Source organism: Polyangium sorediatum, from assembly GCF_029946465.1.
Taxonomy (GTDB): Bacteria; Myxococcota_A; Polyangia; order Polyangiales; family Polyangiaceae; genus Polyangium; species Polyangium fumosum.
The window spans coordinates 266,285-278,423 of the sequence record NZ_JARZHI010000006.1; the positions used below are offsets into that span (position 1 = coordinate 266,285).

The 12,139-nt window shown below is 68.1% G+C and carries 12 protein-coding genes and 1 riboswitch; of the genes, 6 read left to right on the forward strand and 6 right to left on the reverse strand.

Annotated features, from left to right (window positions below; genetic code table 11):
• The first annotated feature begins 142 nt into the window (after positions 1–142).
• On the forward strand, positions 143–826 hold the full coding sequence (locus QHF89_RS10430; protein WP_284720334.1) for a response regulator: 684 nt from the start codon (positions 143–145) through the stop codon (positions 824–826).
• 135 nt (positions 827–961) lie between these two features.
• Here the strand turns inward: QHF89_RS10430 and QHF89_RS10435 are convergent, their stop codons facing one another.
• From QHF89_RS10435 to QHF89_RS10450, 4 genes are all read right to left on the reverse strand, one after another.
• Positions 962–1,360 (reverse strand): hypothetical protein, encoded by a 399-nt coding sequence (locus QHF89_RS10435; RefSeq protein ID WP_136965571.1) that lies wholly within the window; start codon positions 1,358–1,360, stop codon positions 962–964.
• Positions 1,361–1,834: 474 nt separating this feature from the next.
• Positions 1,835–2,614, reverse strand: coding sequence for a glycerophosphodiester phosphodiesterase family protein (locus tag QHF89_RS10440; protein ID WP_136965570.1), 780 nt, complete (start codon positions 2,612–2,614; stop codon positions 1,835–1,837).
• Between the two features lie 5 nt (positions 2,615–2,619).
• Positions 2,620–4,629: a lysyl oxidase family protein gene (locus QHF89_RS10445; protein ID WP_136965569.1), complete on the reverse strand. Its 2,010-nt coding sequence runs from the start codon at positions 4,627–4,629 to the stop codon at positions 2,620–2,622.
• Between the two features lie 135 nt (positions 4,630–4,764).
• Entirely contained in the window at positions 4,765–5,250 is a 486-nt protein-coding gene (locus tag QHF89_RS10450) for a nuclear transport factor 2 family protein (protein ID WP_136965568.1), read from the reverse strand.
• 113 nt (positions 5,251–5,363) lie between these two features.
• Positions 5,364–5,477, forward strand: a riboswitch (TPP riboswitch).
• Between QHF89_RS10450 and thiC the strand changes: the two genes are divergently transcribed.
• Complete coding sequence (gene thiC, locus QHF89_RS10455; RefSeq protein ID WP_136965567.1) at positions 5,466–7,346, forward strand: phosphomethylpyrimidine synthase ThiC; 1,881 nt, start codon at positions 5,466–5,468, stop codon at positions 7,344–7,346. It overlaps the preceding riboswitch by 12 nt.
• A 27-nt stretch (positions 7,347–7,373) precedes the next feature.
• Here the strand turns inward: thiC and QHF89_RS10460 are convergent, their stop codons facing one another.
• The gene (locus QHF89_RS10460; protein ID WP_136965566.1) at positions 7,374–7,604 is read right to left on the reverse strand and encodes a hypothetical protein; all 231 of its coding nucleotides are present in this window, start codon (positions 7,602–7,604) and stop codon (positions 7,374–7,376) included.
• 294 nt (positions 7,605–7,898) lie between these two features.
• Here QHF89_RS10460 and QHF89_RS10465 point away from each other — a divergent pair, with 294 nt between their 5' ends.
• The 3 genes from QHF89_RS10465 (at position 7,899) to QHF89_RS10475 (ending at position 9,773) form a co-directional block, all read left to right on the forward strand.
• A complete protein-coding gene (locus QHF89_RS10465; RefSeq protein ID WP_136965565.1) occupies positions 7,899–9,194 on the forward strand; it encodes a hypothetical protein in 1,296 nt (431 codons plus the stop codon).
• Positions 9,191–9,475 carry a hypothetical protein gene (locus tag QHF89_RS10470; protein ID WP_136965564.1) on the forward strand — a complete coding sequence of 95 codons (285 nt, stop codon included), beginning with the start codon at positions 9,191–9,193 and terminating at the stop codon, positions 9,473–9,475. Before QHF89_RS10465 ends, QHF89_RS10470 begins: the two co-directional genes overlap by 4 nt.
• 64 nt (positions 9,476–9,539) lie before the next feature.
• Positions 9,540–9,773, forward strand: a complete 234-nt coding sequence (locus QHF89_RS10475; protein WP_284720335.1) for a DUF2251 domain-containing protein — start codon at positions 9,540–9,542, stop codon at positions 9,771–9,773.
• Positions 9,774–10,145: 372 nt separating this feature from the next.
• Here the strand turns inward: QHF89_RS10475 and QHF89_RS10480 are convergent, their stop codons facing one another.
• Positions 10,146–10,739, reverse strand: a complete 594-nt coding sequence (locus QHF89_RS10480) for a TetR/AcrR family transcriptional regulator (RefSeq protein WP_136965562.1) — start codon at positions 10,737–10,739, stop codon at positions 10,146–10,148.
• A gap of 152 nt (positions 10,740–10,891) precedes the next feature.
• On the opposite strand from QHF89_RS10480, the gene QHF89_RS10485 reads away from it, so the two are divergent.
• Positions 10,892–12,091 carry a cytochrome P450 gene (locus QHF89_RS10485; protein ID WP_136965561.1) on the forward strand — a complete coding sequence of 400 codons (1,200 nt, stop codon included), beginning with the start codon at positions 10,892–10,894 and terminating at the stop codon, positions 12,089–12,091.
• Positions 12,092–12,139 lie beyond the last annotated feature (48 nt).

Consider the following 12,139-nt stretch of genomic DNA (forward strand, 5'->3'; position numbering starts at 1 on the left):
CATACACCGGTTTTTCCGCCGCGCGCGAATCGTGCCTCGGGGTTACGTCCTTCTTGCCGTGGCAACGGCACCTCGATACGATGGCGTCAATGGCCCGTGCATGACGTGCGGGAGCCATCACCCTCGGTAGCGAGAGGCATTCATGAGCGCGAACACGACGAAGCGACGGATTCTCGTGGTCGACGACAGCGAGATTTGCCGCGAGCTCGTCAAGCTGCTCCTGCAATCTCGTGGCTTCGAGGTGATCACGCTCGACTCGCCGTTCGGCTTCGGCGCGGCCGTGGCGCGTGAGCAGCCGGATCTCGTGCTCGTCGACGTCAACATGCCGGCGCTGCACGGGGGCAAGCTGGTCGAGGTGGCCCTCCAGAAGGGCATCCTTTCGTGCCCCATCGTTTTTCACTCCGACCGGCCGGCGCGGGAGCTTCAGAGCCTCGTGCTCAGCACGGGCGCGTCGGGGTTCATCCCGAAGACGAACGACGGCGACGAGCTCGCCTCGCGCGTCGAAGAGTATCTGAATGGCACGTGGCAGAAGCGGGACCGCGCCCCGGAGAGCATCCGGCCGAGCACGGCGCCGCCCGGCCCGCGCACCGACGTCCCGCCGCGCATGACGCGGCCCTCGGAGGTGCCGCCTCTCTCCGGCTCCTCGTCCCAGTCGCTCCCGCCCTTGTCGGCCTCCGCGCTGCCGGTGTCGCGCCCCTCGGATGCCGCGCCTTTGTCGCAGCGCGGCTTCGACGCGTCGCCTCTCTCGCAACGCTCGCCCGACGCGGCGCCGCACTCGCAGCGGACCGTGACCTCGTCCACGGGCTGGGTGCGAGGGAAATTCTAGAATCGGCGGGGCCAGCAGGTTGTTGAGAAACGCTGCGAGCGCCTCGAAGCTAGGGCGGGCGACGCAGGAATCCTCCTGGATTCCGACGAGCCCGACCGACGATTCGAGGCGCGCAGCAAGTTTATCCGCAGCCTGCTACATGTTGCAGGTGGTGTTGAGGTAGGTCCGCCAGACCTGCTGGGCCGTTCCGATGGGCGTGCCGCGCGAGCTCGTCAGCCGAACGTCGCGCCGGATGAGCTGGGCGCAGCGGTGGTTCTGGAATCGCCGGAGATACTGGGCCCCCGCGTTTTTGCACTCCACGACGGCTTGCCACGAGCAGGTCCGCTCCGGCTCCGGTATCGGGACGATCTCCCCGCTCGACAGCCGTCTGTGGCCCCAGGGCATGGGCGTATACCCCTGCGCGATATCCTCACACGCCTGATTCGCGGCGTCCCAGCCCATCCGGAATGGATTCGAGGTACAGGCGGCGTCGGCGGCCGCGCTCGTGAAGAGGCCCGCGATCAGCAATGCGGCGCCCATCCAGATGCTCTTCATGGTGACTCCCCCCGAGGGGATGCTCTGATCGACCGCCACGGCCGCGCAGGCAGCCCCGTCTGCACGGGGACATGGAGCCCGTCCGTCCGCCGTCAATCGGGGGCGGAACCTGTGTCTGAGCGACGTTGCCGTCGGCGCGAGCGACGTTGCCGTCGGCGCGAGCGACGTTGCCGTCGGCGCGAGCGACGTTGCCGTCGGCGCGAGCGACGTTGCCGTTGGCGCGAGCGACGTTGCCGTCGGCGCGAGCGACGTTGCCGTCGGCGCGAGCGACGTTGCCGTTGGCGCGAGCGACGTTGCCGTTGGCGCGAGCGACGTTGCCGTTGGCGCGAGCGACGTTGCCGTCGGCGCGAGCGACGTTGCCGTCGGCGCGAGCGACGTTGCCGTCGGCGCGAGCGACGTTGCCGTCGGCGCGAGCGACGTTGCCGTCGGCGCGAGCGACTTTGCTGTCGACCCCCGCCGCGAAACCGGCCCGCCTCAGCTCCCCCGACCGAGCACCCGCGCGCCGAGCTCCGGGTCGTCCGTCATGATCCCATCCACGCCCATCGCGAGGAGCGCGCGCATCTCGGCCTCGTCGTTGATCACCCACGCGTGCACCTCCAGCCCGCACGTGTGCGCGACCTCCACGAAATACGGCGTCACGATCGGGATCCCCGCCAGGCTCGTCGGCACCTGCAAGGCAAACCCCCGCGCCACGTAGCCCGGGTTTCCCCCATTGCAGAGAAACGCAAGCGACTCGGGCAAGCTCATCCCCGTCAGCACCCCCGGGATCCGCTGCCGGATCTTCTCCATGAGCGAGCCCGTCTCCGCCGTCAGCAGCACCCGCTCCCGCCCGTCGTGCCGATCGAGCACCCATTTCACCGCGGCGACGAGCGCCTCGTCGTCGACCTTCAGCTCGATGTTGAGCGGCACGTCCGGGAGCGACGTGAGCACTTCGGCGAGCGTCGGGATCCGGATGCCGCGGCCTCGAAAGGGGTGCGCGCCGTCCGGATCCGTGAACGTGTATCCCGCGTCGAGCGCGCGAATCTCCGCGAAACGTCTCTTCGAGGCCGGCCCCGCGCCGTCCGTCGTGCGCGCCACGTCCTCGTCGTGCAGGACGATCACCTCCTCGTCGGCCGTGAGGTGGACGTCGAGCTCGAGGCGGTCCGCCCCCGCCGCGAGCGCGGCGGCGAAGGCGGGCAGCGTGTTCTCGGGCGCCGCGGCCGAGGCGCCGCGGTGCGCGAACAGGCGGGGGCGGGGGCCGTCCTTGTAATGCATGGGGATTACTGGATCGTCACCGGCACCGTGGCCGTGTTGTTGTCGAGGCTGACCTCCTCGAACTCGCGGCTCGGGTTCAGCTTCACCTGGATGAAGTAATCCCCCGCCGGCACGCCCGTGATGTCGAGCCACTGGCAATCGAGCGTGTTGCCATAAAGATCCGACCAGCCGCGCTGGATGCCTTGATCCTCGCACGTGTAGATCTTGTTGCAGCCCACGTTCGGGCCGAGGGCGATCTGCTGCGTGTCCTCCATGCAATACGCCTGCTTGCGCCCGGTCACGATCTCCTTGCCGTCCTTGTCGAGCAGCGCGTACGTCGCGAACCCGTTGAAGTGGTAATGGCCGTGGCAGGGCGAGAAGAGGAACAGATCCGGCCGCTCCGACGGCGGCGGCACCGTGAGCGTCGCCATGCCCTGGTTCTTCGCCTCCACGCTGAAGCGGAGCAGCTTCCGCAGGCCCGTCCCGCCCACACATTCCTCGATGAACGCGCACGAGTTCGGGCTCACGTCGAGCGTGTCGAAGAGGATCTCCTCGGCGAGCCGCTTCTCGTCGATCACGAGATCCGCCATCGGCTCGTTCGCCGCGTGGCAGCCGCAGTCCGTCCCGCAGAACTCGCCCGCGCCGCAGGGCGGATCACAGACCGGCGTCTCGTTGTTGCAGTCTGCGAAGACCTGGCATTTCGACGACGCCGGCACGCAGAGCGAGCCCTCGGCGCACGTGCCACACGTCCCGCCGCAGCCGTCGTCGCCGCATTGTTTGTCCGCGCAGTCCGGCGTGCACGGGTCGGGCCGGCAGCGCCCCTCGGCCGAGCAGGCGAACCCTGTATCGCACGTCCCGCAGTCGCCGCCGCAGCCGTCGTCCGGGCCGCAATACAGGCCGTCGCAATGCGGGACGCAGCCGTTCGCCGTGAACTTCACCTGCAGGTCGAACGCGCCGTACTGGGACGCGTCGAACCCGTCGACGATGAGGTAATACGTCCCCGGATCGAGCGCCGCGTCCACGCGCGAGCCGTAATCGCCGGGCGGCGACGCGTCGTCGCTGCAACCCACGGTCGCGGCGGGCTTGTCGTCGAGGCATTCGTTTTGGGGCGTCGCCGGGTTCTCCTTCCGGATGTGCAGCACCGTGTCGTAGCCCGAGACGCCCGCCTCGATGCCCATCTTCTCGGTCAACTCGAACTTGTAGACGGCCTCCACCGCCGTGCTCGTCGAGTTGCACGTCGGCACGACCTCGTGCAGGCCGTTCGTCGTGTTCCCCGTGATCTGGTGGACCCCGAGCAGCGCCGTGCCCGCCGGGAGCAGATCGAGCGGCGCCGCGCAGGATCCAGGCTGATTCGCGGGTTTGCACTCGTTCGTCGCGTTCGCGCACGCCTGGCCCGCGGGACAGCTCCCGCAGCTCCCGCCGCAGCCGTTGTCGCCGCAGACCTTGCCCGTGCACTCCGGCGTGCAATCCGAGGTGCAGGACGCGCAGCCCGGCCCGAGCTCGTGCTTGCAGGTGTCCGACGCCTCGTCGCAGCTATCCGTCGTGCATTCGGCGCCGTCGTCGCACGGGTTCGGCCCGCTCACACACTGCCCCGCGACGAGCCGCTCCGCGCCGTTGCAGTAGACGCCGTCGTTACACGTGATCTCGGTCGCGGGCGAGGCGATCGCGCCGAATTTCTCCCCCTCGTACCGCGCGTCGAAGTTCAGCTTGAAGAGCCCCGTGCGCACGGGCGCGGTCAGCTTGCCCTGGAACGTTCCGGTGCCGCCCGGATCCACCTCGCCCGCGAGCGCGAGCGACGCGCTCGTGAAGCCTTGCCCGTCCGGCAGCGCGAGCGTGACCTCGCCGGGCACCCAGGTCGCCTGTCCGCTATTTCGTGCGTCGACCTTGACGTTGACCGCGGCGCCGGGCTTGGCGCGCGCGTCGATCGTGACGACCGCGTCGGCGATCCCGAACTCGGAGACGTCGTCCGAGCAGCCGGGAACGAGCAGGTGGAGGGCCGGGAGAAAGCAGAGCGGGATGAGCCGTCGATATCGCATGCGAAGCCTCGCCGTTGGGGTCCGGAAGGGGCCGCGCGCGCGGCCGTCGGAGCTCGCATGATAAGCGGACCTGCCTCGCGAGCCACGCGCGAAGTGCGGGGGGGGCCGCGGGGATCCTCCCCGGCGGCCGCGGCGTCAGCCCCCGGCGCGCTCGGGGTTCTGCGCCATGTAGTCGGCGAGCCCCTTCCGCGCCTTTTTACGCACCGCGTTCTGGAAGAATGGCGTCCAGCCGAGCACGAGCCCGGGGAGCCCGAGCGCCATGCGGGTCCAGCGCCCGAGGTCGAATCGATCCGTGTGGCGGATGATCTTGCCGTCGCGGAACTCGAACGAGGCGTCGATCACGTTGTGCACCTGCCGGCCCGTCGCCGAGAACGAATACCGGGCCTCCCAGTGCGCGCTGCCCGTGGAATCATCGGCGCGCGCGTCGCTGAATTCGAGCGTGAGGTCTTTCCCTCGCTCGCAGAGCATGCGCCACATTCCGCGCGCTTCGGCAGCGCTCAGACCCACGAAGACCGCGTCCGAGAACGCGACGTCGGGGTGATAACAGGCGATCATTCCCTCGGCGTCCCGTTTCTGGAACGCCCGATAAAATTGTTCGATCAAGGCTTGATTCGGGTGCATGGCGGCCGGGCGAGCGGACCACGGGTCGGCCGAGACGTCAAGGCGCCCGCCGCGCCCGGCCCCTCGCGTGTCGTTCCTCCGTTGACGCCGGGCCCAGGTTCGACCAGACCGACACCTCGACCTAGGGGAGCCTCGGGCTGAGACGGCTTCGCCGCATTCGTGACGGGCCGAACCCTTGGAACCTGAACCGGTTCGTACCGGCGGAGGGAAGTGTCATGAGCACCGTGAAACAACAGCGGGTCGACGAGGCCCGCCTCCAGACCATCACGCGCGGGCCGCTGCCCGGATCGAAGAAGACCTACCTGCCGGGTGTCCTCCACCCGGACCTGCGCGTCCCGCTGCGTGAAATCTCGCAGACGCCCACGCGTGAAGGTCACGGCGACGCCGTGCGCCTCGTGCCGAACCCGCCCGTCGCCGTCTACGACACGAGCGGCCCGTACACCGATCCCGAGGCCGAGATCGACGTCCGCAAGGGCCTCTCGCCGCTGCGCGCCGCGTGGATCCGCTCGCGCGAGGACGTGACGGAGCTGCCGCGCGTGAGCTCGGAGTACGGCCAGAAGCGCCTCGACGATCGTTCGCTCGACGCATTGCGGTTTCACGCGCCGCGCCGGCCGCTGCGCGCCGCGGCCGGGAAAAACGTCACGCAGATGCATTATGCGCGGCGGGGGATCATCACGCCCGAGATGGAGTTCGTCGCGATCCGCGAGCAGCAGCGGGCGGCGGCGCGGATCCGCAAGCAGCACCCGGGGCGTTCCTTCGGCGCGGCGATCCCCGAGCAGATCACGCCCGCGTTCGTCCGCGACGAGGTCGCGCGCGGCCGGGCGATCATCCCGGCGAACGTCAATCACCCCGAGGTCGAGCCGATGATCATCGGCCGGAACTTCCTCGTGAAGATCAACGCGAACATCGGCAACAGCGCGGTCACCTCCTCGATCGAGGAGGAGGTCGAAAAGATGGTGTGGTCCATCCGCTGGGGCGCCGATACCGTGATGGATCTCTCCACGGGTCGGAACATCCACGAGACGCGCGAGTGGATCCTCCGCAATGCGCCCGTCCCGATCGGCACCGTGCCGATTTACCAGGCCCTCGAAAAGGTCGGCGGCAAGGCCGAGGACCTCACCTGGGAGATCTACCGCGACACGCTCATCGAGCAGGCCGAGCAGGGCGTCGATTACTTCACGATTCACGCGGGCGTCCTGCTCCGTTACGTCCCGCTCACGGCGAACCGATTGACGGGCATCGTCTCGCGCGGCGGCTCGATCCTCGCGAAATGGTGCCTCGCGCACCACGAGGAGAACTTCCTCTACACGCATTTCGAGGAGATCTGCGAGATCATGAAGGCCTACGACGTGAGCTTCTCGCTCGGCGACGGCCTCCGGCCCGGCAGCATCGCGGACGCGAACGACGACGCGCAGATGGGCGAACTCGCGACGCTCGGCGAGCTCACGCAGATCGCGTGGAAGCACGACGTGCAGGTCATGATCGAGGGCCCGGGCCACGTGCCGATGCACATGATCGAGCACAACATGACCGAGCAGCTCCGCATCTGCCACGAGGCGCCGTTTTATACGCTCGGGCCGCTCACGACCGACATCGCGCCCGGCTACGACCATTTCACGAGCGGCATCGGCGCCGCCATGATCGGCTGGTTCGGCACGGCGATGCTCTGTTACGTCACGCCGAAGGAGCACCTCGGCTTGCCGAACCGCGACGACGTGAAGGAGGGCGTGATCACCTACAAGATCGCGGCGCACGCGGCCGATCTCGCGAAGGGCCACCCCGGCGCGCAGGCGCGCGACGACGCGATGAGCAAGGCGCGCTTCGAGTTCCGCTGGGAAGACCAGTTCAACCTGGGCCTCGATCCGGAGCGGGCCCGCGCGTTCCACGACGAGACGCTCCCGAGCGAACATGCCAAGGTCGCCCATTTCTGCTCGATGTGCGGCCCCCATTTCTGCTCGATGAAGATCACCGAGGACGTGCGCAAATACGCCGCCGAGAAGGGCGAAGTTTTGCCCGAGAAGGCGCTTGTGCGCGGCATGAAGGAGAAGAGCGCCGAGTTCGTCGAGGGCGGGAGCGAGATTTACCGGAAGGTCTGAGGGTCGAAGGGGGCGGTGGGGGGGTGGTCACGGCTCGACGCCCCCCGCCGCGCCGCTCTCCTTGGCCGCCTTCTTCCCCGGGGTCGCTTGCCACGCCGTGAGCGGGCGCAGGAGCGCGTCCGCGAGCTCCTTCATCGCCGGCTTTTTCCGCTGCGCGGAGCCCAGCACGGCGGCCACGGAATGCCGCAGTGAATCCGTGAGCGTGTCGAGCCGCGGGCGTACGGCCGTGCGCTCCTCCGCGGGCACGGAATGGACCATGTCCGGCAAGGCGCGCGCATTGCCGTTTTCATCCAGCGCCGCGGCTTTCGATCTGCTGCGCGAGGACAACGGCCTGGTTCGCGTCGAGGCGCGGCAGGGCGATCACCGAAGTTGATTCGAGCGTTCGTGTCATGGATGCGGGCGCGACCATCCGTCTGCGCGACACGTCTACGCCATTCCTGCGTCCTCGCTTCCATGGCGTCCCCACACCGCCTTACCGTCCGCCATGGCCCGGAGGGCTGCCCCGCTGATGAGCGGTGAGGGCGGAGCCCTTCCCGGGCGGGAGGAAGGTCCATGCAGAGGGGAATTTGGGGTTATCTCGCCCTGCTCATTGCGCTGTTGCTCGTCTTGTCCGGGTGCGCCTCGTCGCGGGACCGCAGCATGGCCCGCATCTTCGAGGCGCCGAACGTCATCCACGTCTGCGTGCGCCCGCCGAACGTGCCGAACGACAAGCGAATCTGGGCGCTCGACACCAACGGCACGCCCGTCTTCGAGGCCCGGGAGGTGGACCTCGCGAGGGGCGCCGGCCTGGCCGTGTATGTCTTCGATGCGGGGGCGCCTCGCGAGAGCGCGAGGATCCTGCCGATTCCGTACCATCGGCTCGAATGCCCGGCGCCGCCGAAGCCCCGCGTGGCCGCGGCGAAGGTCGAGGCCAGGAAGAAGGAGGAGAGCAAGGAGGCCGAGGCCAAGAAGGCCGAGCAGCCGAAGCCGCTGCCGCAATCGATTCCGCGCGATGCGTCGGCGGTGGAGAGGCACGTCGAGGCGCTGAGGTGCACGGCGTACGAAGAGCCGGGCCAGACGCGAAGGCGCAGCAGCACGGGCGCGCGGACCTGCACGAGGGTCCTCGTCCACCGGGGCCACACGGAGCCCGCCATCGCGGAGAGCCCGCGCGAGGTCGAGCCGCCCGTGCCGGTGAGGTTGTCCGAGGACGCCGCGCGGGAGTATGAGGATTGGGGGCTCAGCCCGGCGGATACCTCCGCGCTTGCGGAGGACCGAGCCCGGGAGTGCCTCCAGGGCCTTTGCCATGCCCGGCATCCGAACTTCGTTCCGAAGTCCAAGAAGAAGCCCGCCGAGACTCACAACGGGCAGTCGTTGTCAAGCGGAGGGAAGGCACCTTCGGCGGGCGGCGGCGCGAAGACGACGACGGTCAAGACCAAGACGCGGATCCTCGGGAAGCCAAACGGCGCGAAGCCGAATGGCGCGGCGGCGGGGCAGGCGTCAGCGGCGGGGAGCGGTAGCGGTGGGACTGCGGCAACACCGAAGCCGGTAGGTGAGAACTCGGGAGCAGGGCCCTACTCACATCTGAAGGATCATCCGAGTGTTGGTCCAGGGAAGGATTACACGAAAAGACAAAAACAAATGTTTTTGGCCGAAAACGAAGCAAGAAATACTGGCACGCTCAAAGATGATCGGACGGGCGAACCTTTGGTTCGACCGCAGAAGCACCAAAAAGGCGTGTCGCCGCCCGAAAATGAAGCTCATGTCGACCACAGGCATCCCAGGTCGAAGGACGGACCCAACAGCGCCGCCAATGCGGACGTCAGGTCGAGAGTAAACAATCTACAAAAAGGGAGCAAGACTGAACCATGAAATGGCCTTTTGCAGATCCTCCCAACGTCGCGGTCTTCACGAGCAAGAGGATATTGTCCGGAGAGGCGTGGATAGCGTATGTCAGCCACGACGAGGACGACGGAGCATGGCAATTCCACGCGTCGAATGGCGCGGCACCCGAGGCAGAAGCAGCGGTGGTGAGCCTTCGGTCGATCGTCGACGCAGACCCGACCCTTGCCTCGCTTGCCGATTTACCACTGGGGTGGTGCGCATGGAGAGACCGCGTGGGTGCGCCATGGAACAGGAAAAAGATTGAGTGACGGAGCCCCGTCGCGGGTCACCCTATGCGAGAGCTGCGCTCGAGCAGCAGGCGATCTTGCGGGCGTGTTCGAGTACGACGGGGAGACGGGCTACTTCTATCTGTACGCCACGGGGGCCGTCGGCGAGGCACGCGTCCTCGATGCCATTCATATTGTATCCGGCGAGACCGATTTCGCGGCTTCAGACGTCACGATCGCGTGGGATCCGGGCGAGATACGCGTCGGCTTGTTCATTTGTGGTCGATTGCGGGCGGCTTTCGACACCGCCAACAGGGCTCATCGCAGAGAGTCGGGATAGCCGGTACCCCGACTCCACCCAACCCCCATCCCCCCGGAACCCCCCCGCCCCGCTCTCGATTGCGTCCCAGATCGCTCCTCCTGGGTCGAGAAACGCAAGGCCGAGCGGTGAAATCCACCCCCGGAGGCCCATCCTCCGCTCCGTGATCCGCGCCTCGGCGCCTCGGAGGTGCCTTCCACCGCTCCCCGTTGCGGCCTCCGAGCCCCACCGAGCCACGATCCGCGCGAGCCGGAGCGTCCCGCGTGCCTGCCCACGCGTCGATCCTCGCAAAGCCGAGCGCTCGACGCGCCTCCCCGGGCGACACTCCTCGCTCGACGAACCGGCGGAAGACCACCCCCCGAAGGGCCCGACGCCCGCTTCGCCTTGCGCCCCCTAGCCTCCGTGGCTCGGGCGTTTGGGGCGGGGGCGGCCGAGCAGGCGCCGGCCCGCGTCGAGCAGGTGCTCGCGCAGCGTGTCGTCGTCGATGCCCGCGTATTCGGGCGCGCCGCCGGCCATTGCGAGCCCCGTGAACACCACGTGCACCGTGATCGCGTCGGCCAGGCTCGGGTCCTCGCCGGCGAGCACCGTCTTCATTCCGGTTTTGACGTCCTCGCCGTGCGGCGCCTGGAGCGTCCTGTTGACGACCCGCTGCATCCCCGGGTCGCGGTTGTACAGGCCGAGCAGCAAGCGCTGGCGAACGATGAGCTCGACGAATCCCGTCAACGCCTGATCGATCTGCGCGCCCCGGCTCCGTTTCTTCCGCGCCTCCTCGGCGATCTGGCCGAGCTCCTGGACCGCGGGCGCGGCGACGGCCTCCGTGATCTCGTCCTTCGTCTTGAAGTGGTAGTAGACGGCGGCCTTCGTGACGCCGAGCTCGTCGGCGATCATCTGCAACGACGTGCCCTCCACCCCGTGCTCACTGAACAGCCTCAGCGCGGTGTCGAGCAGTCGAGATCGGGTGTCGGTGGCGGCGGTGCCGGCAGTCATGCGCTCTCCTCGCGGGCCCCGGACACTACTCCGGCTCCTCGTCGTCCGGCACGCTTTCCGATCGGCACGCTTTCCACGCTCCCCCTCCTAGCCGATCGGCTTGTGCTGTGCTTGCCGGCCGGCTAGCCTGGTCGCCCCAATCGAGGTGAACCATGTCCGCCGATGCCGTTCCCACGCTTCCCGTCACCCGAACCTGCCCGTTCGCGCCGCCCGTGGAGCATCGCAAGCTCCGCGAGGAGGCGCCCCTCTCCAAGGTCAAACTCCCCAATGGAAGGGTCGTGTGGGTCGCCACGAGCCACAAGGACATCCGGACGATCCTGTCCGACCCGCGGTTCAGCTCGAACCGGCGCGACCCCAATTTCCCCTCGCTCGCGTACGAGCGCCCGCCGTCGAGCAACCTCAAGCCCATGCTGCTCGAACTGGACCCGCCCGAGCACGGGCCCGCGCGAAGGGCCGTGCTCGGTGAGTTCACGCTCCAGCGGATGAACGCGCTCGCGCCGCGCATCCAGCAGATCGTGGACCAGCACATCGACGCCATGCTCGCCGGGCCGCGCCCGGTCGACCTCGTGCAGGCGCTCTCCTTGCCGGTGCCTTCGCTCGTCATTTGCGAGCTGCTCGGCGTGCCCTACGCCGATCACGAGTTCTTCCAGACGCATTCGGCGAACGTCGTCAATCAGAAGGCGCCGGCCGAGGTGATCATGGGATCGGTCGTCGCGCTCATGACGTATCTCGGTCAGCTCGTGGGCGCCAAGGTGCAGAACCCTACCGACGATCTGCTCAGCCGCCAGATCCAGAAGCAGCTCGAGAATGGCGCCGTCGACTTCGAGGGCATGGTGAGCATGGCGTTCCTGCTCCTGCTCGCTGGGCACGAGACCACCGCGAACATGATCTCGCTGAGCACGCTGGTGCTGCTGCAGCACCCGGAGAAGCTCGCCGCTCTCCGGGAGGACCCTTCGAAGACCCTCAGCGCTGTCGAGGAGCTCTTGCGGTACTTCACCATTGCGGAGTCCGCGCTCGGTCGCGTCGCGAAGGAGGACGTGGAGATCGGCGGCGTGACCATCAAGGCTGGAGAAGGCGTCTTCGCCCTCGCCAACACGGGCAATCGTGATCCGGAGGTCTTCGAGAACGCCGACGAGCTCGACCTCGCGCGGAACTCCCGGAATCACCTCGCGTTCGGATACGGCCAGCACCAGTGCCTCGGCCAGAACCTCGCGCGGCTGGAGCTGCAGATCGTCATCGACACGCTCTTCAAGCGCATCCCCGAGCTGCGGGCCGCCGTGCCCATGGAGGCGTTGTCGTTCAAGGACAGCTCCTCCGTCTACGGCATGCACGAGTTCCCGGTCACCTGGTGAGCGGGTCGGCGCTCTAGCCCCCGGCCTCCCTTTGCCCTACCATCCGGG

Excerpts from the sequence above, each read along its gene's own strand:
- QHF89_RS10440 (WP_136965570.1), bottom strand. The coding sequence starts at position 2,614 with ATGCATTACAAGGACGGCCCCCGCCCCCGCCTGTTCGCGCACCGCGGC.
- QHF89_RS10460 (WP_136965566.1), bottom strand. The coding sequence starts at position 7,604 with ATGGTCCATTCCGTGCCCGCGGAGGAGCGCACGGCCGTACGCCCGCGG.
- QHF89_RS10465 (WP_136965565.1), top strand. The coding sequence starts at position 7,899 with ATGCAGAGGGGAATTTGGGGTTATCTCGCCCTGCTCATTGCGCTGTTG.
- QHF89_RS10445 (WP_136965569.1), bottom strand. The coding sequence starts at position 4,629 with ATGCGATATCGACGGCTCATCCCGCTCTGCTTTCTCCCGGCCCTCCAC.
- QHF89_RS10470 (WP_136965564.1), top strand. The coding sequence starts at position 9,191 with ATGAAATGGCCTTTTGCAGATCCTCCCAACGTCGCGGTCTTCACGAGC.
- QHF89_RS10430 (WP_284720334.1), top strand. The coding sequence starts at position 143 with ATGAGCGCGAACACGACGAAGCGACGGATTCTCGTGGTCGACGACAGC.
- QHF89_RS10435 (WP_136965571.1), bottom strand. The coding sequence starts at position 1,360 with ATGAAGAGCATCTGGATGGGCGCCGCATTGCTGATCGCGGGCCTCTTC.
- QHF89_RS10480 (WP_136965562.1), bottom strand. The coding sequence starts at position 10,739 with ATGACTGCCGGCACCGCCGCCACCGACACCCGATCTCGACTGCTCGAC.
- thiC (WP_136965567.1), top strand. The coding sequence starts at position 5,466 with ATGAGCACCGTGAAACAACAGCGGGTCGACGAGGCCCGCCTCCAGACC.
- QHF89_RS10450 (WP_136965568.1), bottom strand. The coding sequence starts at position 5,250 with ATGCACCCGAATCAAGCCTTGATCGAACAATTTTATCGGGCGTTCCAG.
- QHF89_RS10485 (WP_136965561.1), top strand. The coding sequence starts at position 10,892 with ATGTCCGCCGATGCCGTTCCCACGCTTCCCGTCACCCGAACCTGCCCG.